Origin of the sequence: Acidovorax sp. M2(2025), from assembly GCF_049330835.1 — a bacterium.
In the GTDB taxonomy this organism is placed as follows: Bacteria; Pseudomonadota; Gammaproteobacteria; order Burkholderiales; family Burkholderiaceae_C; genus Acidovorax.
Genome location: NZ_CP186262.1, coordinates 3,074,237 through 3,097,075 on the forward strand (window position 1 = coordinate 3,074,237; position 22,839 = coordinate 3,097,075).

The following is a 22,839-nucleotide window of genomic DNA, read 5'->3' on the forward strand; positions in this document are numbered from 1 at the left end:
GGCACCGCCTTAAAACGGGCGCGGCCGATGCCAGTGCGCCCGTGGACCCGGCTCCGCCAGTCCACCGGGAGCGTCCCTTCAGCGGAAAGACGCGCAGCGGCTCGGGGGGAGTCAGATTCCAGCAGCGTGATCCAGAAATACGCGGGCGCGGCGTGGCGTCACCACCAGCGTTTCACCCTCCTTGAACCCCATTTCCTTGAACTGCTGCGCGGGGATCTGCGCTTCGATCAAATGGTCTGGGGACGCATTGTCCGCTGGTTTGTGGTCGTCGGACGGAATAAGTTCCAGCCGCGCGATGGGGCCCACCACGATGGCGCGGCTGAGCTGGGCCACGATGCCGCGGGGGCGGCCGTCGGCGTCCAGCCCGGCGCCGGGCGAATAGCGCTCCACGTCCAGATCGTGCGGGCGCACATAGGCAAAGGCCTTGGCGTTCTGCGCCTGGCTATGTTCCGGCGAGTCGATCTGCATGCCCTCCAGGTGCACCAGGCCTTCGTGCGCGCGGCCGTGGAACAGGTTCACGTCGCCCAGGAAGCCGTACACGAACGGGCTGGCGGGCTGGTCCCACACCTGCTGGGGAGAGCCGCTTTGCTCGATCTTGCCCTGGTTGATGACCACCACGCGGTCGGCCACCTCCAGGGCTTCTTCCTGGTCGTGGGTCACGAAGATGCTGGTCACGTGCAGTTCGTCGTGCAGGCGGCGCAGCCAGCGGCGCAGTTCCTTGCGCACCTTGGCGTCCAGTGCGCCGAAGGGCTCGTCGAGCAGCAGCACCTTGGGCTCCACGGCCAGCGCGCGGGCCAGGGCAATACGCTGGCGCTGGCCACCGGAGAGCTGCGAGGGGTAGCGCTCGGCCAGCCAGTCCAGTTGCACCAGCTTGAGCAGGTCCATCACCTTCTGCCGGATCTGCGCGTCGCTCGGACGCTCGCCGCGGGGCTTCACGCGCAGGCCGAAGGCGACGTTCTCGAACACCGTCATGTGGCGGAACAGCGCATAGTGCTGGAACACGAAGCCCACGTTGCGCTCGCGCACGTGCACGTCGGTGGTGTCTTCGCCGCTGAAGTGGATGCTGCCGGTGTCGGGCGTTTCCAGGCCCGCGATGATGCGCAAGAGCGTGGTCTTGCCGCAGCCCGAGGGGCCCAGCAGCGCGATGAGTTCGCCGGAGGCGATGTCCAGGCTCACGTCGCGCAGGGCCTGGAAGTCGCCAAACTGTTTGCTGACGTTGCGGATTTCAATGCTCATGGTCTTCTTCCTTCACACGCCGGCGGGAACCGGTCGTTCGGGCGGGAGTTCAGCAGCGGCCTTCAGGGCCTGTTCGTTGCGGTGTTCGGCAATCGTCTTGATGACCAGCGTGACCAATGCCAGCAGCGCCAGCAGCGATGCGGCAGCGAACGCAGCCACGGACTGGTATTCGTTGTAGAGGATCTCGACGTGCAGCGGGATGGTGTTGGTCTGCCCGCGGATGTGGCCCGACACCACGGACACCGCGCCAAACTCGCCCATGGCCCGGGCATTGCACAGGATCACGCCGTACAACAGGCCCCACTTGATGTTGGGCAGCGTCACGTGCCAGAAGGTCTGCCAGCCACTCGCGCCCAGCACGATGGCGGCCTGCTCTTCGTCGTTGCCCTGGGCCTGCATCAGCGGGATGAGCTCGCGCGCAATGAAGGGAAAGGTCACGAACACGGTGGCCAGCACGATGCCGGGCACGGCAAAGATGATCTTGATGTCGTGCGCCTGCAGCCACGGGCCGAACCAGCCCTGCGCGCCAAACATCAGCACATAGATCAACCCCGCCACCACGGGCGACACCGAGAACGGCAGGTCCACCAGCGTGGTCAGAAAGGCCTTGCCGCGGAACTCGTACTTGGCAATGCACCAGGCAGCCGCCACGCCAAACACCAGGTTCAGCGGCACGGCAATCACCGCGGTGATGAGCGTAAGCTTGATGGCGGCCCAGGCATCGGGCTCGCGCAGGCCCTCCAGGTAGGCGCCAAAGCCCTTGCGCAGCGCCTCGGCAAACACGGCGGCCAGGGGCAGCACCAGGAACAGCAGCATGAACGCCAGCGCGGTGGCGATGAGCGTCCAGCGCACCCAGGGCGCTTCGGTGGTGCCCGCATGGGCACGGCGAACAGTGTGGGGTTTCATATCAGCTCTCTTCTGTCCGGGGCGCGGCTCAGGCTCTCTTGCGCTGCCAGGCCTGCAGCGCATTGATGACGAACAGCAGGATGAAGGAGATGACCAGCATGACCACGGCCACGGCCGTGGCGCCGGCGTAGTCGTACTGCTCCAGCTTGCCGATGATGATGAGGGGCGTGATCTCCGACACCATGGGCATGTTGCCCGCGATGAAGATCACCGACCCGTATTCACCCACCGCGCGGGCAAACGCCATGGCAAAGCCCGTGAGCAGCGCGGGTGCGACGGAAGGCAGGATGACCAGCCGGAAGGTCTGCCACCGCGTGGCGCCCAGGCAGGTGGCGGCCTCTTCCAGTTCTTTCTCGGCGTCCTCCAGCACCGGCTGCACGGTGCGCACCACAAACGGCAGGCCGATGAAGATGAGCGCAATCACGATGCCCGCCGGCTTGAACGCCAGCTGGATGCCCAGAGGCTCCAGCACGCTGCCCACCCAGCCGTTGCCCGCCAGCAAGGCCGTGAGCGAGATGCCCGCCACGGCCGTGGGCAGCGCGAACGGCAGGTCCACCAGCGCGTCCATGATCTTCTTGCCCGGAAACTTGTAGCGCACCAGCACCCAGGCAATCAACAGCCCGAACACCAGATTGACCAGCGCCGCCAGGAACGATGCGCCAAATGTGAGCCGGTACGAAGCGAGCACCCGCGGCGCGCTGACGGCCGCCCAGAACTGCTCCCAGCTCAGGGTAAAGGTCTTGAAGATCAGCGCCGACAGCGGGATCAGCACGATGACGCTGAGATAGAACAGCGTGTAGCCCAGCGTGAGCCCGAAGCCCGGCAGCACCTTCTTGGCGCTCTTGTTTCTAGTCATAGGGAGTCAACCGATGGGCGCCGCGCTAAAGACTGGCGCGATCTGAACCAGCAGACGCCGCGCAAGGGCTGCCCCGCCGCGCTGGCGTCGTCCCCCTCCCGGAGCGCGCAGCGCGCAGAGAGAGGGGGGAAGCCGCGAAGCGGCTCAGGGGGGTGGTCACTTGCTATACAGCTTGTCGAACTGCCCACCGTCATTGAAGTGCACCTTCTGCGCCTCGGTCAGGCTGCCAAAGTACTTGGCGACGGTGAACTGCTTGAGGGGCTTGAAGGTGGCTTCGTACTTCTTGAGCACCTTTTCCGAACGCGGGCGGATGGCGTGCTTGGCGGCGATCTCCTGCGCCTCGTCGGAGTACAGGTAGTCCAGGTAGACCTTGGCCAGCTGGGCCGTGCCCTTCTTGGCCACGGTGCGCTCCACCACGGCCACGGGGTTCTCAGCCACGATGCTCACCGAGGGGTACACGGCATCGACCTTGCCAGTGCCGAATTCGCGGTCGATGGACACCACCTCGGATTCGAAGGTGATGAGCACGTCGCCCTGGTTGCGCTGCAGGAAGGTGGCCGTGGCGTCGCGCCCGCCCTTGGCCAGCACCGGCACGTTCTTGTAGAGCTTGCCCACGAACTCGGCGGCCTGGGCTTCGGTGCCACCCTTTTCACGCACGGCGCCCCAGGCGGCCAGGTAGGCATAGCGGCCGTTGCCGCCCGTCTTGGGGTTGACCACGATCACCTGCACGCCGGGCTTGATCAGGTCGTCCCAGTCCTTGATGTTCTTGGGGTTGCCGTTGCGCACCAGGAACAGCATGGTGGAGGTGGTGGGCGAGGCGTCGTTGGGGAATTTCTTGGCCCAGTCCTTGGCCACCACGCCGTTGTCGGCCAGGAACTGCACGTCCGTGGTGGTGTTCATCGTGACCACGTCGGCGGCCAGGCCGTCGTTCACGGCGCGGGCCTGGGCGCTGGAGCCGGCGTGCGACTGGTCGATCTTCACGTCCTGGCCGGTGGTCTTCTTGTAGTGGGCAATGAAGGCGGCGTTGTAGTCCTTGTAGAACTCGCGTGCCACGTCATACGACACGTTCAGCAGCGAATTCTGCGCGGCGGCCATGCCGCTGGCGGCCAGGACCAGAGAAGCCAGAACAGTCTTGAGTTTCAAAGAAGTCATTGCAGGAATCCGTCCAAAGATGCTGGGAGATGCAGCATTGTGCGGAGCGCGCTTTAAAACTCAAAAGAATAGATTCTTGTTAAATAATCCTCCAGCGGCATATAGATTTCAATGCCGACGGCAGGGAGATCGCTTGGGATGCTCTGCACGAATCGAGCGGAAAGTGTGCGCAGCGGATCGGGAGGGGCTGCAAGGCGCAAAACGCAGCAATAGCCGCGGCTATTGCGAGGATTTGCAACGTAGCAGACCACCCGAGGCCGCAGATGCACACGGCGCGACGATTCGTGAAGAGGATCCCTTGGGCCCACGCGGGCGGGCTCAGGCGGCGCTGGTCGCGGTTGCCCAGGGCGCGGGAACTTCCAGCGCCGGGGCGGCGCCGCCGTACAGCGATTGCAGCAAAGCCCAGCCCAGGGGCCATTCGCCGTGGCCTGAGTCAATGTTGATGTGCCCGGCGTTCTGCATGCGCACGAATTCGCTGCCCCAGGCACGTGCATAGGCGCCGGCCAGGCGAATCGGGCAATAAGGGTCGTTGCTGCTGGCCACGACGATGCTGCGGTACGGCAGGGGTGCATACGGCACGGGGGCGAAGTCGCTCAGCACGGCGCGGCGTTCCGGGTCCGCCGGGGCCGCCAGCAAGGCGCCGGCCACACGTGCTGCCGCGGCAGGCCCCATGTGCACCGTGGCAATGCACCCCAGGCTGTGGGCCGCGATGACCACGGGGCCCGGCGCCGCCAGCACGGTGTGCTCCAGCCGTTCCACCCAGGCCGCACGCCGGGGGGTGATCCAGTCGTCCTGGACCACCCGGCTCGCACCGGGCAGGCGCTCGGTCCACAGGCTTTGCCAGTGGCCGGGGCCGGAGTCACGCCAGCCGGGGACAATGATGACGGTGGGGCAGGTCAAAGCGTTGGGGCAACAGCCTGCCGGAAGGGCTTGGCGGCGGCTGCGTTAAGCAGGGATGCGCCTATTCTGCAAACCCCGCTTTAAAACCCAAACGACTGAATTGTTGTTACTTCATCAAAAAAACATCTGAAGAAGGGCGGCCTGCGCTGAAAGCTCAGAAGCTTTCCCAGTCGTCGTCTTTGCTGCCGGCGGCGGAAGGCGCGGAAGCGGCCGTGGCCTGCAAGGCCGGCGTGGCCGCTGCGCGGGGCGAATTGGACGCACTTCCGGCCGACCGCAGGCCCTCCTTGGGCGCAGCCGTGCGACTGCGCAGCGGTGCACGGGCGGCTGCCGCCGACGAGGCCACTGTTGCGCGCACCGGCGCCGGGCGGACAACCTGGGCAGGCAGTGCGCGCGGTGCCGCCGCATCGGCGTCCAGCCGGAACACGGCCACGGCCTGCACCAGCTCGCCCGCCTGCGCATTCAGCGCCCCGGCCGCCGCCGCCATCTCTTCCACCAGCGCCGCGTTCTGCTGCGTGGCCTGGTCCATCTGCGTCACCGCTTCGCCCACCTGCCCCACGCCCGCGCTTTGCTCGCTGCTGGCCGCGCTGATCTCTCCCATGATATCCGTCACCCTGCGGATGGCGCTGACCACTTCCGTCATCGTCGCTCCGGCCTTGTCCACCAAGGCGGTGCCTTGCTCCACGCGCTCCACGCTGGCAGTGATCAGGGCCTTGATTTCCTTGGCGGCCTCGGCGCTGCGCTGCGCCAGGTTGCGCACTTCGCCGGCCACCACGGCAAAGCCCCGGCCTTGCTCTCCGGCACGGGCGGCTTCCACGGCGGCGTTGAGCGCCAGGATGTTGGTCTGGAAGGCGATGCCGTCGATCACACTGATGATGTCGGCGATCTTCTTGCTGCTGTCGTTGATGCCTTTCATGGTCTGCACGACTTCGGCCACCACGTCTCCGCCTTGCACGGCGACGCTGGAGGCGTTGACGGCCAGCTGGTTGGCGGCCCGGGCGTTGTCGGCGTTCTGGCGCACGGTGGAGCCCAGCTCTTCCATGGAGGCGGCGGTCTCTTCCAGCGCGCTGGCTTGCTGTTCGGTGCGCGCGGACAGGTCGTTGTTGCCCGAGGCGATCTGCGAGCTGGCGCTGGCCACGCCTTCGGCGTTTTGCCGCACGCTGCTCACGGTGTTCACCAGGCTTTGCTGCATGCGCTGCAGGGCGCTGAGCAATTGGCCTGTCTCGTCCTGGGAGCTGACCGCGATGTGGCCCGACAGATCCCCCGCCGCCACCCGGTCTGCCACCGCCACGGCCGTGGCCAGCGGGGCCGTGATGGAACGGATGAGCCAGAGCGCCGCCACCAGCGCCAGCGCGAGGGCCGCCGCGGACACCGCGATCACGGTGTTGCGCGCCACGACGTAGCCCGCAGCCGAGCTCTTGGCAGCCTGGGCCGCACCTTCCGCGTTGAGCTGGACCAGCTTCTCCAGAACCCCCTTGACCTGGACATACAGCGTTGCCGAGTCGGCCATCATGATGGCGGTCGCGCCCACGTTGTCGTTCTTGCGCGAAGCCTCCAGCGCCTTGTTGTTCACGTCGGTGTACTGCTTCCAGGCCGCCCCGAACTCCTCGTAGAGCTTGCGCTCCTCCGGACTGCTGATCAGGGACTCGTAGCGCTTGCGCAGTTCGCCCAGCTTGCCGCGCCGCTGCTCGATCTGTTTGTCCAGGTCCGCCATGACCGCCTCGTCCGTGCTCAGCACGTGCCCCAGGATGGTCAGGCGCAGGTTGGCGGCTTCCGCATCAATGGCGCCAATGGCCTGCACGCTGGGCAGCCAATTGCCGGTGATTTCCGCAGTGTCATCGCGCAACGCACCCAACTGCGCGATCGACACCGCGGCCAGCGCCAGCAGCAGCGCCACCAGCAGTGCAAAGGCGCCCGCCAGGCGCGTAGATATTTTCAAGTTTTTCATCGTTTGGACTCCTGTGGGCGGAAGGCCCGCCCCCGGGCCTGCCGCCACCCCGCTTAGCGCAAAGGGGGCGCGGACACACACCCGTTCAAAAGCCGCAAATTTATCACAATTTTGATAAAAATACAACTTCAAACGAATAAATGATAAAAACGATATTTCTTCAAAGATGATGGGGCAACGCCCCCTGTAGCAAACCTTAGAACTTCACCGCCTCGAAGGCCGGGTGCAAGGTGTCGATCCAATGGTCCAGTTCGTCCTGGGACACATGCAGATGTTCCCGGCTGGCCTCGCCGTGTTGCAGCCATTCGCGCGTGGGCGGCAGGTTGTCGTGCTGGTTGACCAGGAAGTCTGCCAGCAGCCCCAGGGCCACGAGGTGCCGCACGGTGGGAGCAAAGCGTTCATCCTGCAGGCACGAGAAGTCGTGGTGGAGCCAGATGGCTTGCGCCACGTCCCCGGGCAGGTGCCAGGTGCGGGCCACGATGGCGCCCATCACGGCGTGGTCGGTGCGGTGGTTGGCATTTTCCGTCTGGGTGAAGGTGCGGTCCTTGCGGGCCAGGGCCTCGGTCACGGTGCTGGCGTAGCCCCGCACCGCCTTCACCAGCACCGGCATGCCGACATGGCAGAACAGCCCGAAGCTGTAGCCCAGGCCGGGGTCGAAGCTGTAGAGCTGGTGGCCGATGTGTTCGCAGGCAATGGCGCGGCGCTGCGAGCTTTCCCAGAAATGGTCCAGCAGCGGCGAGCGCACCTGCAACGCATTGCGCGTGATGAACGCCGACAGCAGTTCCACCGCAGGCTGCAGCCCCAGCACGGTGAGCGCCATCCCGACCGTTTGCACCGGCTGGGCCAGGCCGTGCAGCGGGCTGTTGGCCAGGCGGATCAGCGCTGCGGCCATGGCCACGTCGGACGACGCGAGCTGCTCCAGCGCCGAGGCGTCAAGCTCGGGGGCGGCAATGATGGCCTGCAGCCGCACCAGCGATTCCGGGCACGGCGGAATCACGATGGCCCGCACGGCGGGGTGCATGCGGGCTTGCTGGATGTGCTGGTCGACAGGGTGGACAGAGGTCACGGCGGATCCCCGGGCGGCGCAGGAATCCTGCGTGCTGGCCCGAACAGTTGCAATTGGTTGCATTGTCGGCCAAAACAGCAGGAAGGAACCGGGTTCACTGCCCCGGTTCCGGGCCATGACAGGCCTTTGTCAGCGGGCAGCCGCGGCGGTGCCGCTGCCCTGGAGGGCCTGGCGGGCGACCTGGCTGCTGTGGCCCGGCATGGCGTCGCCCAGGTAGTCCAGGAAGCGGCGCACGGCGGGCGACAGCCCCCGGCGCGACGGAAACACCGCGTGCACGATGGCAGGCGCAGGCGCCCAGGCCGGAAGCACCCGCACCAGGCGGCGGTCGCGGATCTCGTCCTGGCACATGTAGTCGGGCAGCCAGCAGATGCCGGTGCCGGCCAGTACCGCGAACTTGAGGGTGAGCAGGTCGTCCGCCACATAGCGCGGCGTGTGGTGCACCACCTGGTGCACGCCGCCCGGGCCGATGAGGTTCCAGCTGGAGCGCCCGTCCGGGGCGGACATGGCAATGCTGTCGAGCTTGGCCAGGTCTTCCAGCGTCTCGGGCGTTCCCTGGCGGGTGAGCTGCTCCGGGCTGGCCACCAGGATCTGCGTGGCGTGGTCGAGCCGCTTGACCACCATGCTGCCGCTGTCGTCCACCGACGGCCGCACGCGCAGCGCCACGTCGATGCCCTCTTCCACCAGGTTCACCGCGCGGTTGCTGACCATCATCTCCACCCGCACTTCCGGGTACGCGGCCAGAAAGGGCGGCATGAGCTCGGCCAGCACCGTCTGTGCCAGCGTCACGGGGCAGCTCACGCGGATGGTGCCGCGCGGAGCCGTCTGGACCTGGGCCACGGTGTCGGCCGCCGCCTGGGCGGACTCGCGCATGGCCTGGCAGTGGCGCAGATAGGCCTCGCCCACTTCCGTGAGCGACAGGCGGCGGGTGGTGCGCTGCAGCAGGCGCACCCCCAGGTGGGCTTCGAGGTCGGACACCCGCCGGGACAGGCGCGACTTGGGGATGCCCAGGGCCCGGCCGGCGGCGGCAAAACCGCCCCGCTCCACCACTTCGGCGAAATACAGCATGTCGTTGAGGTCTTGCATGGCGTGGATCGTCCTATGAATAGAACAATCTATCGCAACTTCACCCGCTTATCAACAACGGCATGCGCGCCCAAAATTCCTGGCATTGGTTCTGCCGCATCGGGCGGAGCCCCCAACCAGGAGTTTTTCCATGCGTCTGCTTCACATCGACTCTGCCATCACCGGTGAACAATCCGTGTCCCGCCAACTGACCGCGCACACCGTGGCCGCGTGGGTGGCCCGCCACCCCGGCACGCAGGTGGAGTACCTGGACCTGGCCGTCCAGGCCCCTTCGCACCTGGCGGCCCAGTCCCTGGGGTTCCGCACCGGCCAGGCGGCCGCCACCGAGATCGAACGCCAGGAAAACGCGCTGTCCGAGGCGCTGGTGAGCCAGTTTCTGGCAGCAGACGTGATCGTGGTCGGCGCGCCGCTGTACAACTTCTCGATCCCCAGCCAGCTTAAGGCCTGGATCGACCGCATTGCCCAGACGGGCCGCACCTTCAAGTACACCGACAAGGGCCCCGTGGGCCTGGCGGGCGGCAAGACGGTGATCGTGGCCTCCAGCCGCGGCGGCGTGTATTCCACCAGCGAAGGCGGCCAGGCCATGGAGCACCAGGAGAGCTACCTGAAGGTGGTGTTCGGCTTCTTCGGCATCACTGACGTGCGCTTCGTGCGCGCCGAAGGCGTGGGCATGGGCCCGGACGCCAAGGCAGCCGCCCTGGCCAGCGCCGAGCAGGACGTACAAGCCCACACGGGCGTTGCCGCCAACCAGGCGCAGGTGGCGCAGGCTGCCTGAGCGCCCGGCGTCTTCTTCAGGCGGCGTGGGCGCGCACCCAGGCGAGGTAGCGGTCCAGCCAGCCTTGCAGGAACTGGCGGCTGCCCTCGCCCACGTTGCCGTCGGCGTCGAACAGCCCGTCCTTGGCCTGGATGAAGGCCTCGGGCTGGCCCAGGGTGGGCATGTCGAGGTAGGCCAGCACGTTGCGCAGGTGCTGCTGCGACAGCGCGGTGCCGATGGCCCCCACCGACACGCCGATGACGCCGGCCGGCTTGCCGGCCCAGGCGCTCTGGCCGTAAGGGCGCGACGCGTGGTCGATCGCGTTCTTGAGCACGCCGGGAATGGAACGGTTGTACTCGGCCGTCACGAACAGCACGCCCTGCGCCGCCTGGATTGCGCCCTTGAGGCGCTGCACCGGCGCGGCCTGTTGGCCGTCATCGTCCTGGTTGTACAGGGGCAGGTCGTCGATGCGCACCTGCGTGAACGTCACGTCCGCGGGCGCAAGACGGGCCAGCGCGGTGGCGAGTTTGCGGTTGAACGACTCTTTGCGCAGGCTGCCGACGACAACGGCAATGTGAAGCTGGGCCATGGAATTCTCCTGTCCTGAAGGTGGCAAGGCGTGCCGGGCCGACCATGGTAGGCGCAGGGCATAACCTCATCAAGACACGCGTCTCTCTGCACGGCGGGCTTATAGGCACCCCGCCATCATTTGCTATCAAAAAAAAGAGCTTCCAGCGCTTTTTCAGCAAGCGCGGGAAGCTCTTTTTATTCAAATGCCAGCCCGGCGCAGACCCCGGGCACCGGGCTCAAAAGCCGGCCAGCACCGCGCCCTTGAACTCGGTCTGGATGAACTTGCGCACTTCCTCCGAGTGGTAGGCCTTGACCAGCTTGGCCACCCAGGGCTTGTCCTTGTCGGCCTCGCGCACGGCGATCAGGTTCACGTAGGGGCTCTTGGCGCTTTCCTGGGCAATGGCGTCCTTGCCCGGGTTGAGGCCGGCCGACAACGCAAAGTTGGTGTTGATGGCCGAGGCGTCCAGGTCGTCCAGCGAGCGGGGCAGCTGGGCGGCGTCCAGTTCCACGAACTTGAGCTTCTTGGGGTTGCCCACCACGTCCAGCGGCGTGGCCTTCAGGCCCGCGCCGTCGCGCAGCTTGATCAGCCCCTTGTCCTGCAGCACCAGCAGCACGCGCCCGCCATTGGTGGGGTCGTTGGGAATGCCGAACTTGGCGCCCTCCTTCAGGTCCTCGAGCTTCTTGACCTTCTTGGAATACAGCCCGATGGGGAAATTGACGGTGTAGCCCACGGCCGCGAACTTGTAGCCCCGGTCGGCAATTTGCGCGTCCAGGTAGGGCTTGTGCTGGTAGCTGTTGGCGTCCAGGTCGCCGGCGGCCAGGGCGGCGTTGGGCTGCACGTAGTCGCTGAACTCGATGACCTGGATCTTGAGCCCGTCCTTTTCGGCAACCTTCTTGACCTGCTCGAAGATCTGCGCATGGGGGCCGCCGGTCACGCCCACCTTGATGGGCTTGTCCTGCGCCATGGCGCCCGCAGAGAAAGCCGCGGTGATTGCGAGGGCCAGGCCAGTTTGCAGCAGAGAGCGCTTGTTCACGGAAAAACCTTTCGTTGAGAGATGGCTGGCATCCTAGGGTTTTCCCGTTAAAACAGGAACGGATACGTTTTCATTTCGTTCCAACTTTTTCGCATAAAGGTGCAATAGGGAGCTGCGGCCCGGGCTCAGCCCTTCAGCGCCACGTTGTTCAGCTTGTCCAGCCGCTCCGGCCACGCGCCCTCCGCCGTGGCGCCTTGCAGCAGGATGCGCGTCCAGGCCACCCAGGCGTCCCACTGCACGCGCTTGTCCCAGGAGTTGCCCCAGGCGCTGAAGAGGTGCAAGGCACTCTCGGCGGCGGCCCGGGCATCGTCCCGGCGGCCGGCCGACAGGTACAGCTGGGCCAGCACCATCTGCGGCTCGCCCACCCAGGGGTTGTGGCGCACGGCGCTTTCCAGCACGCCAGTGGCCACGTCCAGGTCCACCAGCGGCTGGTCTTGCTGGATGACGGACCAGTACAGCGAGGCGGCGGCCGCCTCGTTGGCCGCGGACAGGTGCTGCGTGCAGTGGGCAAACACCGGCGGCAGGGGCAGCCGGTCTTTCAGGCCGGGGTGCTGCAGCGCCTTGGCCAGCCCGTTGATCTGGTGGACCATGCGCCCCGTCGGCCGCATGGGCCCGGGCCACAGGGAGGCCGCCCAGTGCGCCTTTTGGTGGCGGTGCTGCACGTCGGGGAACCGCGAGAAGATGTCGTCCTGCCAGCTGAACCACTGCTCGATGGTGTCGGCCATGCTCACGATGATGAAGGCCGCCACCTCGTAGGGGGTGAGCCGATGGTCCTGCCCGTCCTTGTGCAGCACCAGGCTGCCGTCGCCTTCCATGCCGTGGGCCAGCACCCGCTGCACGAACTGCGTGCGGGACTGGGTGCAGAACAGGTAGACCAGGTGTTCGGCCGATTCCCCCGCGATCTCGCGCACGCGGGCGCGCTCCCGGGCGGGGTCGAACTTCACCAGGTCCACGAACGCATTGCCGTACACGCTGTGCAGCAGCCCCAGCAGGCGCACGTCGCGGGGCTGCTGCCACACGGTCAGCGACCGGGCCACGCCCACCAGGTGGTGGCGGAAGGTGCCCGCCTTGTGCCAGTCCTGCCCCACGTTGCGGGCCAGCACCGTGGGCAGCACCGGCGCCAGATCCGCGTCGCGGGCCAGCCACTCGTCGTCCAGCAGCGGCTGTGCGCGGGCAAAAAGATCGGCGTCCAGGGGGTGCAGCGGCAAGGTCATGGCAGGTGTCTCCGGTATTTAGGGATATCGGAGATGGAATGTACACACAGGACCTGCCGGCGCCCGCCGCGGCGCGGCATCGGCCTTGCCGCGCGGGCGGCTACTTGGCCGTGTTCGCCACCGGGATGGGCCGCACCAGCCGGACCGGCAGCTTGCTGCTGCGCGCCGCGTCGCCCCGCGCCTCGCCGGTGCTGAGGTTGACGGCCCACCCGTTGAGCATGGCAGCCTGCCGCCCGCCGTCGCCGGAGCGGCCCTGGGCGATGTTGTTGTAGTTGTACTGGTTGCCGCTGAGCGGGCTCACGTTGGCGGTGGACGACCAGTGCCACTGCCCCGGCGCCGCCGGAAACAGTTGGGGGTTGAGCCCGGGCGGGGACAGGCTGCGGTCCACCAGGCGCTGCAGTTCGGCCGCGCGCGGCAGGCGCCAGCCCACGCCCTCGGCCTTCCAGCGGTCGGCCGCCAGGGCATTGGCCGCCGACCGGTCCAGGAGCGCGGGCTTGCCGATGCAGGTCTTGCCGTTCCACTGCATGCCTTCCACGCAACGTGGCCAGGCCAGGCCCGCGCGCAGGTCGAGCACATAGGCGCCATCGTCGGACAAGGACCAGTCCTGCGAGGCCGGGGCGGCCGCGGCGCCGCCGGTCAGCGCTGCCAGCGCGAGCACGGAGCCCGCCCAAAGGGAGAAGGTGCGCGAACGGAGTTTCATGGGGAAAGGAGATCGGTAAAGAAGAAGGGAGACAGCCCGTACGCTAACCCCATCGCGCCGCCCGCGCCAGGCGGCACGTCAAGGGGTCGCGGCGCAGGGTGCGAAAGGAAACCCCTGCATTTGCAGTCAAAATGCCCTCCTGCGCCCGACCCATCAGCGCAAGCAGCTATACATTTAATAGCAAACAAAACGCCATATCCATGACGACGACCACCCCCGCCCCCGCCGTGCCCCTGAATGCCCTGCGCGACCTGGAAGAGCGCGCCCTCAACGCCTGGCCTGCGCGCCAGACGGTGTTCCACCACGGCTGGGTGTTCCGGCTCTCGGGTGGCTACACCAAGCGCGCCAACTCGGCCAACGCGCTGGAGGCCGGTGCGCCGTTCGACGGCGTGCGTGAAGCGGCCGAGGCGCTGTATGCCCGGCACGGCCTGCCGGCGGTGTTCCGCCTGTCGCCCCTGGCCCCGCCGGAGGCCGACCGCGCGCTGGCTGCGGCAGGGTATGCGCATTTCGACCCGTCGCTGGTGCTGCACCGGCCGCTGGCGCCGGGCAGCGTGGGGCCGGCAGAGGGCTGCACGCTGGTGAGCGCCACCCCGTCGGACGCGTGGCTCAGCGGCTTTGCCGCCGCCAACGGCGTAGCGCCCCACCACCACCGCCTGCACCACAGCATGCTCGAATCCGTGGCCCACCCGGCCGCCTATGCACTGCAGCACGACCAGGGCCAGGCGGTCGGCTTTGGCCTGGCGGTGCTGGAACGCGGGGCCGTGGGCCTCTACGACCTGGCCGTGGCGTCCACCCACCGGGGCGGCGGTCGCGGCCGGGCGCTGGTGCAGGGCCTGCTGCACTGGGCGGCGCAGGCCGGTGCCACGTCAGCCTATCTGCAAGTGCGCGCCCAGAACACGCCAGCGCTGCGGCTGTATGAAAGCCTGGGCTTCCGCCCCGCTTATGCCTACCACTACCGCGTGCCTCGGTAGCGGCGGCCCGGGATGCTCTGCACGAATCGAGCGGAAAGTGGGCGCTGCGGATCGGGAGGGGCTGCAAGGCGCCAAACGCAGCAATAGCAGGTGCTATTGCGAGGCTTTGCTTGCGCAGCAGACCGCCCGAGTCCGCAGATGCACACGGCGCGACGATTCGTGAAGAGGATCCCTACCGGTGGCCCAGCCGGCGCACTGCCCAGTCGCCCAGGCTCTGCACGGCCTGCACGAAGAAGATCAGCACCAGCACCACGGCCAGCATGATCTCGGGCAGGAAGCGCTGGTAGCCGTAGCGGATGCCCAGGTCCCCCAGGCCACCACCGCCAATGGCGCCGGCCATGGCTGAGTAGCCGGTCAGGCTCACGAAGGTGATGGTCAGGCCCGCGACGATGCCGGGCAACGCCTCGGGCAGCAGCACCTTCCACACGATCTGGCCGGTGGTGGCACCCATGGCCTGGGCGGCCTCGATGAGTCCCGGGTCCACCTCGCGCAGGGCGGCCTCCACCAGGCGCGCCACGAAGGGCGCGGCGGCGATGGTGAGCGGCACCACGGCCGCGGCCGTGCCAATGGACGAGCCGGTGATGAACCGCGTGAACGGAATGATGGCCACCAGCAGGATGATGAACGGAGTGGAGCGCACGGCATTCACCAGCCAGCCCACGAGCTTGTTCACCGGGCCGTTCTGCAGCACGCCGCCCTGGTCGGTCAGGCGCAAAAACACGCCCAGCGGCACGCCGATAAGGCCGCCCACCATGCCCGAGATGCCGACCATGATGAGCGTCTCCCACAGGGCGTTGGTGAATAGTTCCAGCATGGCTGGTGTGAAGTGGTCAAACATGTGTGTTGCTCCTTTCGCGCTTCAGGCACCGGCCGCCACGGCCACTTCCTGCACCTGCACCCCGGCGGCGCGCAGATGCGCCACCGCCCCGGCCAGCCGTTCGGCCTCGCCGCTGGCGTACACGGCCAGCGAGCCGAAGGTCTCGTTCTGGATCTCGTCCACCTGGCCGTGCAGGATGCTCATGTCCACGCCAAACTCGCGGATCAACTGCGACAGGATGGGCTGGTAGGCGCTGTCCCCCGCATACGACAGGCGCAGCAGCTGGCCCGTGCGCCCCCCGCCCAACTGGCCGGCGAGCTTGCGCACATGGTCCAGCACGCTGGCGGGCAGCTCCTGCGGAAGGATCTCGTCGATCAGGCTCTTGGTGATGGCCTGTTGCGGGCGGGTGAACACGTCCAGCACCCGGCCCTGCTCCACGATGCGGCCGGCCTCGATCACGGCGACGCGGTCGGCAATCTGCTTGATGACCTGCATCTGGTGGGTGATGAGCACCACCGTCAGGCCCAGTTCGCGGTTCACCTGGCGCAGCAGGTCCAGGATGGAACGGGTGGTTTCCGGGTCCAGCGCGGAGGTGGCTTCGTCCGAGAGCAGCACCTTGGGCCGGCTGGCCAGCGCCCGCGCAATGCCCACGCGCTGCTTTTGCCCGCCGCTGATCTGCGCCGGGTACCGGCCGGCCAAGTGGGCCAGGCCCACCAGTTCCAGCAGCGGGCTCACACGCGCGCGGATGGCGACCTTGTCCATGCCCGCCAGCTCCAGCGGCAGGGCGGCGTTGTCGAACACGGTGCGCGAGGACAGCAGGTTGAAATGCTGGAAGACCATGCCGATCTCGCGCCGCGCCTCGCGCAATGCGGCCTCGGGCAGCTGGGTCAGGTCCCGCCCGCCCACGATGACCTGGCCCGTGGTGGGACGGTTCAGCAGGTTGATGACGCGCACCAGCGAGCTCTTGCCCGCGCCGCTCTTGCCGATGATGCCGAAGACTTCGCCCGGCTGGATGGCGAGGTCGATGCCCCGCAGGGCCTCGACGGGGCCTTGTGGGCCCTGGTAGGTTTGGGTGATACCCCGTAAGTCGATCATGAATGCAGTGCGCGGCGCGCCCCGGTTGGGAGGCGCTGGCGCGCGGGTGAGAGGGAAAAAGAGGGGCGACTGTATCGGCGAATCGTAAGTTCACAAACGATTGAAAAATCGATTGGTTAGACACCGGGGTTATGAAGAATGTGGCAGACCTCGGCGGTTCACTATCTTTTCGATAGCCTCCCGCGCTTATCCCTCCTTGCAGAAATCCCCTTTTCTCTTCATTTTTTCTGAACACGGCTGATGGAGCAAGGCAGCACATTTCAATAATTCAATTTTTCTTGTATTATTGAACCATGCAAGAAACCGATGCCATCCGATCCCTGGCCGCGCTGGCCCAGGAAGTGCGCCTGCGCGTGTTCCGCGCCCTGGTGGTCGCCGGCCAGGAAGGGCTGACGCCCGGCGGGCTGGCCGAGCAGCTGGGCATCGCGCCCAACGCGCTGTCCTTCCACCTCAAGGAACTTGCGCACGCGGGCCTGGTGAGCCAGGAGCGCCAGGGGCGCAACCTGGTCTACCGGGCATCGTTTGCCACCATGAACGCCCTGCTCACCTACCTGACCGAAAACTGCTGCCAGGGTGCCGAATGCCTGGCCGACGCCGCCGCCGCGCCCTGCCAGTGCTGATCTCCGTCCCCAACACCACCCCGAAAGGAAACCCCATGAAGCGATTCCACGTCCACCTGCATGTCGATGACCTGGCCCAAAGCATCGCGTTCTACTCCCGGCTGTTCGCGGCCGAGCCCGCGCGGGTCGAAGCCGACTACGCCAAATGGATGCTCGAAGACCCGCGCGTGAACTTCGCCATCTCCACCCGCGGCGCCACGCCCGGCGTGGACCACCTGGGCTTCCAGGTGGACGAGGCGGGTGAACTGGCCGAGCTCAAGGCCCGCGCCCAAAGCGCCGACATGGCGCTGCTGGACGAAGGCACCACCACCTGCTGCTATGCCCGCAGCGACAAGCACTGGATCACCGACCCGCAGGGCGTGGCCTGGGAGCACTTCCACACCCTGGGCAACATCCCCGTATTCAACGAAGCCGCTGCGCAGCCACCCGCGGCGGCCCAGGCGGCCTGCTGCCCCACGGGCAAGCCCTCCGCTCCCGAGGCGGGCAAGGCCGCCTGCTGCGGCCCCACCGCCAACACCCCCCGCAAATGCTGCTGAGCCCAGGTCCACGATGAGCACCCCACGCACTCCTTTGAACGTGCTGTTTCTGTGCACGCACAACTCCGCCCGCAGCATCCTGGCCGAGGCCTTACTCAACGCCATGGGCCAGGGCCGCTTCAAGGCCTATTCAGCCGGCAGCAGCCCGCGCGAAAACCAGCAGCCCCACCCGCTGGGCCTGCAGGCGCTGGCCCACGCGGGTATCCCCACCGAAGGGCTGCGCAGCAAGAGCTGGGATGAGTTTGCCGCCCCCGGCGCGCCGCCCATGGACCTGATCATCACCGTGTGCGACAACGCGGCGGGCGAAGTCTGCCCCATCTGGCCCGGCCACCCCGCCACGGCGCACTGGGGCTATGCCGACCCGTCGGGGGGCGATGCCCCGGACGCCGACAAGGCCGAGGCCTTCCGCAAGACCCTGCACGCCATCAAGCGGCGTCTGGAGCTGCTGGTGAACCTGCCCGACGACAAGCTGGCCGCCACCGCGCTGCAAGCCACGGCCCGCAACCTGCCCGCGCAATGAGATGAAACACCCCCTGAGTCGCTTCGCGCCTTCACCCCTCTCTGGCTGCGCCGGAGGGGGACGCGCCCGGTGGCCTGGCAAAGCCAGTTCCACGGGTGCACTGGTTTGGGCCGCGCCAGTTTCATGCATTGCGAGTGGCGCGCAGCGCAATGGATAACTGAAATGCCCCTGCAACCAAACCCTTTGCAACGCCCTGCTGCCAACGCGTTGCCCCCCTCCCCGGCCGCTGGCATGGCGGTGTTCGAGCGCTACCTCACCGTCTGGGTGCTGCTGTGCATCGTGGCGGGCATCGCGCTGGGCCAGTGGCTGCCCGGCGCGGCCCGCGCCGTGGGTGCGCTGGAGGTGGCGCGCGTCAACCTGCCGGTGGGCTTGCTCATCTGGGTGATGATCATCCCCATGCTGCTGAAGGTGGACTTTGGCGCGCTGGCCCAGGTGCGCCAGCATGTGCGCGGCATTGGCGTGACGCTGTTCGTCAACTGGCTGGTCAAGCCGTTCTCGATGGCGCTGCTGGGCTGGATCTTCATCCGCCAGCTGTTTGCCCCGTACCTGCCCGCCGAGCAAATCGACAGCTACATCGCCGGGCTTATCCTGCTGGCCGCCGCGCCCTGCACGGCCATGGTGTTCGTGTGGAGCCGCCTCACGGGCGGCGACCCGCTGTTCACGCTGTCGCAGGTGGCGCTCAACGACAGCATCATGGTCGTGGCGTTTGCGCCGCTGGTGGCCTTCTTGCTAGGCCTGTCGGCCATCACCGTGCCGTGGGACACGCTGCTCACCTCGGTGGTGCTGTACATCGTGGTGCCGGTGGTGCTGGCCCAGTGGCTGCGCCGGCGGCTGCTGCGCCGCGGCCAGGCCGCCTTCGACGCGGCGGTGGCGCGCACCGGGCCGTGGTCCATTGCCGCGCTGCTGGCCACGCTGGTGCTGCTGTTCGCCTTCCAGGGCGAGGCCATCCTGCAGCAGCCGCTGGTGATCGCCCTGCTGGCCGTGCCCATCCTGGTGCAGGTGCTGTTCAACGCGGCGCTGGCCTACGGCCTGAACCGCGCGGTGGGCGAGCAGCACAGCGTTGCCTGCCCGTCGGCACTCATCGGCGCCTCCAACTTCTTCGAGCTGGCCGTGGCCACCGCCATCAGCCTGTTCGGCTTTCATTCCGGCGCGGCGCTGGCCACGGTGGTGGGCGTGCTGATCGAGGTGCCGGTGATGTTGCTGGTGGTGGCGGTGGTCAACCGCAGCAAGCCCTGGTACGAGGCGCACGTCAAGGTGCGCGACAAGACCCGCGACTGAGCCGCCGGTCGCCTGTTCGGTCAAGCAGGGGCTGCGGCGACGCGCCCTTGCACCCGCCGCGACACCAGGCCGCCCAGCACCAGCACGCCCAGCGCGGCGGCCGTGAACACGGCCGGCAGCCAGCCCCGGTCCACGCTGAAAGCCACCAGCAGCACGCCCGTGGATTGCCCCAGGAACAGCAGGCACGCAAACAGCGTCACCGCCGTGCCCCGCGCCTGCGGGGCCATCTGCGTGGCTTGCACCTGCAGCGTGTTGTGCAGCATGTAGAACCCCAGCCCGGCCGTGAAGCAGCCCAGCACCGCCCAGCCCACCTGCGGCGACCAGGCCAGCAGCACCAGCCCGGTCGCAATGAGCGCGCTGCCCGTGAGCGCCAGGCCCTGCTCGCCCAGCAGCGCCAGCCAGCGCCGCGCCAGCAGGCTGTAGGCCAGGCCGCCCACGCCGTACAGCACCATGGCGCCCCCGGCCGCGGCGGCCGAGAGGCCGTAGCCCGACACCATGCGCGCCGGCACGAAGGCCAGCGTGCCAAAGGCCAGCGCCCCTTCGATCGCCACCACGGCCAGCACCCAGCGCACGCGCGGCATGCGCAGCAGCGCGGCCGTGCCCCCCAGGTAGGCGGCCAGCGAGAACGGCGGCTTTGCGGGCGCCGGGCCGCCCTGCGCTGCAGCCGCAGCGGCAGCGGCCCGCAGGTGCCGCCACAGCAGCACGGCCGCGGTCAGGAACAGCAGCGACAGCACGGCAAAGGCCGCGCGCCAGCCCAGCGTCTCGGTGGCGAAGCCGCCAAACCACTGCCCGGCCATCATGCCGGTGACGGTGGCGCCCATGAGGCGCGCCAGCGTCTCCTGCCGGCGTTCGTAGGGCACCTGGTCTCCGATCCAGGCCATGGCCAGCGGAATGATCCCGGCGGCCGTGGCCCCCATGCCCGCGCGCGCCGCCACCAGCACCGCGAAGCCCGGCGCCAGCGCCGTCGCCGCGCTGAACAGCGCGCATGCACCGGCGGCCAGCGTGGTCACCTGCGCCTTGCCCCACCGGTCGCCCAGCGGGCCGTACACCAGCTGCAGCACGCCGTAGGCCACGGCAAAGGCGGCCACCACGGCCGAGGCATCGCCCGTGGTGACGTGGAACTCGTGGGAGAGCGCGACCAGCATGGGGTCGCACACGCGCATGGAGGCCATGCTGGTGAAGGCTGCGAGCCCCAGCAGGCGCAGCATGGTGGAATCGGACGTCATGGACGCCGATTGTGGGGGGCGGCGCGCCGCCGCGTGCGCGCACGGTCATTGCGCGCTGGCACCGGCGGCGGCCTTGCGCGAAGGATGCTCTGCACGAATCGAGCGGAAAGTGGGCGCTGCGGATCGGGAGGGGCTGCAAGGCGCCAAACGCAGCAATAGCAGGTGCTATTGCGAGGCTTTGCAACGCAGCAGACCACCCGAGACCGCAGATGCACACGGCGTGACGATTCGTGAAGAGGATCCTTATGATGCGCGCCTTGATGACGATCCAGCGAGGAGAACGGCATGACGACGACAAGCAAAACCCTGAACAAACGCAGCTTTGTGAGCGCCGGCATGGGCCTGGCGGGCCTGTGGGCCGCCAGCGGCGCCAGCCAGGCGGCGCCTGGCCCCAAGGCGTCCGGCGGGCCGGCGCTGCTGACCCTCAGCGGGGCCATCACCCGGCCCAACCGCGGGGCGCTCGACCCCGTGATCGACCAGATGATGGGCAAGCACGGCATCCAGTTCAGCGAGGCCTGCGCACTGGACGCCGCCGCCCTGCACCGCATGCCGCAGGTGACCATCAAGCCCACGCTGGAATACGACAGCAAGCCCCACACGCTCAAGGGCCCCTTGCTCACCACCGTGCTCGCGGCGGCCGGCGTGCCGGCCGGCAGCCCCGTGCAGGTGGTGCTGCGCGCGGTGGACGGCTACAACGTGACCGTGAGCATGGCCGACGTCCAGGCCTGGCGAATGCTGGTGGCCACCCATATCGACGGCCAGCCCATGGCCCTGGGCGGCCTGGGCCCCCAGTGGGCCGTGTACGACGCAGACGTGCTGCCCGCGTTCAAGGACAAGCCCGTCAAGGAGCGTTTTGCCCAGTGCCCCTGGGGGCTGTACCACATCGAGGTCAAGAAGGCGTAGCGGACGGCACCCGGATTGCTCCTTTTTTGATAGTTATTTGCGCATTCCAGAAGGCGCTTTCCGGCGATTTCAATGCCCAAAAGAACGGGTGCGGCGCGAAAAAAAAGGCGCTGAGCGGGCCCGTCAGCCGACGGCCACGCGGTTGCGACCCGTGTTCTTGGCCTGGTACAGCGCCGAGTCCGCGCGGGCCAGCAGCTTGTCCAGGGTGTCGTTCTCGGGCAGGCCCAGGGTCAGGCCGATGCTGACGGTGCAGCCCACTTCCCCCGCCTTGGGCACACAGGCTGCGCGGATGCGCTCGGCCACCTGCAGGGCGGCCTCGCGCGAGGTGTTGGGGAGCAGCAGCGCGAACTCCTCGCCCCCAAAACGCCCCAGCAAGTCCGACTTGCGCAGCTGCCGCTGCACCTTGGCGGCAAACTCCACCAGCACGTGGTCGCCGACCTGGTGGCCGTGCGTGTCATTGATGGCCTTGAAATGGTCCAGGTCCATCATCAGGAACGCGATCGGCTGCCCGCTGCGGCGGCTGCGCTCCAGCTCTGCGGCGCACGCCTCGTCCATGTAGCGCCGGGTGAGCGTGTTCGTCAGCGAGTCGCGGGTGGCCAGGTGCTCCAGCTCGGCGCGCAGGCGGTCGCCGGCCATCAGCACCGCGCCCACCGAAAACAGCAGGACGGAGACGGAAAAGGTGGCGATGAAGAACGCATGCAGGGGCGACGCATCCAGGATGGTGTTTCCCGGTAGCCACACGAAGGTGGAGGCAAGCCGCACCACCTGCACCGCCGCAATGCACACCAGCACCGTGGCGACCAGCCCGCGCGAGAAACTGCCAAGCCCGCGCCGGATGATGAAGGCTGCGTGCAGGGAGAACACCACGGCCATCAGCGCAACCATCAGCCGCAGCCGCGCGGCGTAGTCCGGATCGCCCCAGGTGAACCAGGCGGTGGCCAGCACCACGGCCCCGACAATGCCCAGCCAGCGCAGGGTGTCGGGCGCCACCCCGTAAAAGCGCTGCGAGCCGGCGTACATACCGTACACCCCCCAGCCCAGCAGAAAATTGGGAACCACGGTGGTGAACACCTCGGGCAGTTGCCCGCGCGAGGCCGCCAGGATGCCGCCCGCGACGATGACCGCCAGGGCCTGGGCCCAACTGCCCAGCCCGCCGATGCTGGCCGGGTAACTGCGTTTGAGGGCGTACAGCACCAGGGCCATCAGGGCGCTCATGGCGCTGAGCAGCACGATGGCAGTGCGCGGGTCGATCACATTCATAAGTTTGCAAGTGTGCCCGCAACCCGGCCGCCCGGCAGTCGGGTAACACCCGCAAAGGCCCGTCAAAAGCCCTGATCGGTGCCGCACAGGGCCCGCTGCGGGTCTGTCCTACATGCGCAGCGGGGCGCACCCCACAGGCCCGCACGCCTTCCTGGGTGAACACTGGCTGCATGGCAAAGCATGCCGCCTCCGCGCTC

At 67.7% G+C, this 22,839-nt stretch carries 23 protein-coding genes; 7 read left to right on the forward strand and 16 right to left on the reverse strand.

Annotated elements, in window-relative coordinates:
* Positions 1-111: 111 nt before the first annotated feature.
* The 8 genes from ACOYR3_RS14280 to ACOYR3_RS14315 form a co-directional block, all read right to left on the reverse strand.
* Positions 112-1,236 (reverse strand): sulfate/molybdate ABC transporter ATP-binding protein, encoded by a 1,125-nt coding sequence (locus ACOYR3_RS14280; protein WP_422843026.1) that lies wholly within the window; start codon positions 1,234-1,236, stop codon positions 112-114.
* A 12-nt stretch (positions 1,237-1,248) separates the two neighbouring features.
* Positions 1,249-2,142, reverse strand: a complete 894-nt coding sequence (gene cysW, locus ACOYR3_RS14285) for a sulfate ABC transporter permease subunit CysW (RefSeq protein WP_422843027.1) — start codon at positions 2,140-2,142, stop codon at positions 1,249-1,251.
* Between the two features lie 28 nt (positions 2,143-2,170).
* Positions 2,171-2,998 carry a sulfate ABC transporter permease subunit CysT gene (gene cysT, locus ACOYR3_RS14290; protein WP_422843028.1) on the reverse strand — a complete coding sequence of 276 codons (828 nt, stop codon included), beginning with the start codon at positions 2,996-2,998 and terminating at the stop codon, positions 2,171-2,173.
* Between the two features lie 156 nt (positions 2,999-3,154).
* Positions 3,155-4,150 carry a sulfate ABC transporter substrate-binding protein gene (locus ACOYR3_RS14295; protein ID WP_422843029.1) on the reverse strand — a complete coding sequence of 332 codons (996 nt, stop codon included), beginning with the start codon at positions 4,148-4,150 and terminating at the stop codon, positions 3,155-3,157.
* Positions 4,151-4,468: 318 nt separating this feature from the next.
* Positions 4,469-5,050: an RBBP9/YdeN family alpha/beta hydrolase gene (locus tag ACOYR3_RS14300; protein ID WP_422843030.1), complete on the reverse strand. Its 582-nt coding sequence runs from the start codon at positions 5,048-5,050 to the stop codon at positions 4,469-4,471.
* A gap of 154 nt (positions 5,051-5,204) precedes the next feature.
* Positions 5,205-6,995 carry a methyl-accepting chemotaxis protein gene (locus tag ACOYR3_RS14305; protein ID WP_422843031.1) on the reverse strand — a complete coding sequence of 597 codons (1,791 nt, stop codon included), beginning with the start codon at positions 6,993-6,995 and terminating at the stop codon, positions 5,205-5,207.
* Between the two features lie 196 nt (positions 6,996-7,191).
* On the reverse strand, positions 7,192-8,061 hold the full coding sequence (locus ACOYR3_RS14310) for an HDOD domain-containing protein (protein ID WP_422843032.1): 870 nt from the start codon (positions 8,059-8,061) through the stop codon (positions 7,192-7,194).
* A gap of 129 nt (positions 8,062-8,190) precedes the next feature.
* The gene (locus tag ACOYR3_RS14315; RefSeq protein ID WP_422843033.1) at positions 8,191-9,144 is read right to left on the reverse strand and encodes a LysR family transcriptional regulator; all 954 of its coding nucleotides are present in this window, start codon (positions 9,142-9,144) and stop codon (positions 8,191-8,193) included.
* A gap of 130 nt (positions 9,145-9,274) precedes the next feature.
* Between ACOYR3_RS14315 and ACOYR3_RS14320 the strand changes: the two genes are divergently transcribed.
* The gene (locus ACOYR3_RS14320; protein ID WP_422843034.1) at positions 9,275-9,919 is read left to right on the forward strand and encodes an FMN-dependent NADH-azoreductase; all 645 of its coding nucleotides are present in this window, start codon (positions 9,275-9,277) and stop codon (positions 9,917-9,919) included.
* A 16-nt stretch (positions 9,920-9,935) separates the two neighbouring features.
* Here ACOYR3_RS14320 and ACOYR3_RS14325 read toward each other — a convergent pair whose 3' ends face one another.
* From ACOYR3_RS14325 to ACOYR3_RS14340, 4 genes are all read right to left on the reverse strand, one after another.
* Positions 9,936-10,487 (reverse strand): NADPH-dependent FMN reductase, encoded by a 552-nt coding sequence (locus ACOYR3_RS14325; RefSeq protein ID WP_422843035.1) that lies wholly within the window; start codon positions 10,485-10,487, stop codon positions 9,936-9,938.
* Between the two features lie 217 nt (positions 10,488-10,704).
* The gene (locus ACOYR3_RS14330; RefSeq protein WP_422843036.1) at positions 10,705-11,502 is read right to left on the reverse strand and encodes a MetQ/NlpA family ABC transporter substrate-binding protein; all 798 of its coding nucleotides are present in this window, start codon (positions 11,500-11,502) and stop codon (positions 10,705-10,707) included.
* Positions 11,503-11,627: 125 nt separating this feature from the next.
* Positions 11,628-12,716, reverse strand: coding sequence for a DUF6817 domain-containing protein (locus ACOYR3_RS14335; RefSeq protein WP_422843037.1), 1,089 nt, complete (start codon positions 12,714-12,716; stop codon positions 11,628-11,630).
* Between the two features lie 100 nt (positions 12,717-12,816).
* Positions 12,817-13,416, reverse strand: coding sequence for a DUF1566 domain-containing protein (locus ACOYR3_RS14340; protein WP_422843038.1), 600 nt, complete (start codon positions 13,414-13,416; stop codon positions 12,817-12,819).
* Positions 13,417-13,616: 200 nt separating this feature from the next.
* Between ACOYR3_RS14340 and ACOYR3_RS14345 the strand changes: the two genes are divergently transcribed.
* Entirely contained in the window at positions 13,617-14,387 is a 771-nt protein-coding gene (locus tag ACOYR3_RS14345; protein ID WP_422843039.1) for a GNAT family N-acetyltransferase, read from the forward strand.
* 172 nt (positions 14,388-14,559) lie between these two features.
* Here ACOYR3_RS14345 and ACOYR3_RS14350 read toward each other — a convergent pair whose 3' ends face one another.
* Together ACOYR3_RS14350 and ACOYR3_RS14355 are read right to left on the reverse strand one after the other, a co-directional pair.
* Complete coding sequence (locus ACOYR3_RS14350) at positions 14,560-15,225, reverse strand: methionine ABC transporter permease (RefSeq protein ID WP_422843040.1); 666 nt, start codon at positions 15,223-15,225, stop codon at positions 14,560-14,562.
* 21 nt (positions 15,226-15,246) lie between these two features.
* Positions 15,247-16,299, reverse strand: a complete 1,053-nt coding sequence (locus tag ACOYR3_RS14355; RefSeq protein WP_422843041.1) for a methionine ABC transporter ATP-binding protein — start codon at positions 16,297-16,299, stop codon at positions 15,247-15,249.
* Positions 16,300-16,592: 293 nt separating this feature from the next.
* On the opposite strand from ACOYR3_RS14355, the gene ACOYR3_RS14360 reads away from it, so the two are divergent.
* The 4 genes from ACOYR3_RS14360 (at position 16,593) to arsB (ending at position 19,253) form a co-directional block, all read left to right on the forward strand.
* Positions 16,593-16,919 carry an ArsR/SmtB family transcription factor gene (locus ACOYR3_RS14360; protein ID WP_422843042.1) on the forward strand — a complete coding sequence of 109 codons (327 nt, stop codon included), beginning with the start codon at positions 16,593-16,595 and terminating at the stop codon, positions 16,917-16,919.
* A gap of 35 nt (positions 16,920-16,954) precedes the next feature.
* On the forward strand, positions 16,955-17,455 hold the full coding sequence (locus ACOYR3_RS14365; RefSeq protein ID WP_422843043.1) for an ArsI/CadI family heavy metal resistance metalloenzyme: 501 nt from the start codon (positions 16,955-16,957) through the stop codon (positions 17,453-17,455).
* 13 nt (positions 17,456-17,468) lie between these two features.
* Entirely contained in the window at positions 17,469-17,975 is a 507-nt protein-coding gene (locus tag ACOYR3_RS14370; RefSeq protein ID WP_291484389.1) for an arsenate reductase ArsC, read from the forward strand.
* Positions 17,976-18,206: 231 nt separating this feature from the next.
* Entirely contained in the window at positions 18,207-19,253 is a 1,047-nt protein-coding gene (gene arsB / locus ACOYR3_RS14375) for an ACR3 family arsenite efflux transporter (RefSeq protein WP_422846596.1), read from the forward strand.
* Between the two features lie 20 nt (positions 19,254-19,273).
* Here arsB and ACOYR3_RS14380 read toward each other — a convergent pair whose 3' ends face one another.
* Positions 19,274-20,479 (reverse strand): MFS transporter, encoded by a 1,206-nt coding sequence (locus tag ACOYR3_RS14380; protein ID WP_422843044.1) that lies wholly within the window; start codon positions 20,477-20,479, stop codon positions 19,274-19,276.
* Positions 20,480-20,764: 285 nt separating this feature from the next.
* On the opposite strand from ACOYR3_RS14380, the gene ACOYR3_RS14385 reads away from it, so the two are divergent.
* Positions 20,765-21,382 (forward strand): molybdopterin-dependent oxidoreductase, encoded by a 618-nt coding sequence (locus ACOYR3_RS14385; protein ID WP_291484387.1) that lies wholly within the window; start codon positions 20,765-20,767, stop codon positions 21,380-21,382.
* Positions 21,383-21,505: 123 nt separating this feature from the next.
* On the opposite strand, the gene ACOYR3_RS14390 is transcribed toward ACOYR3_RS14385, so the two are convergent.
* Positions 21,506-22,642 carry a GGDEF domain-containing protein gene (locus ACOYR3_RS14390; RefSeq protein ID WP_422843045.1) on the reverse strand — a complete coding sequence of 379 codons (1,137 nt, stop codon included), beginning with the start codon at positions 22,640-22,642 and terminating at the stop codon, positions 21,506-21,508.
* Positions 22,643-22,839: the final 197 nt, after the last annotated feature.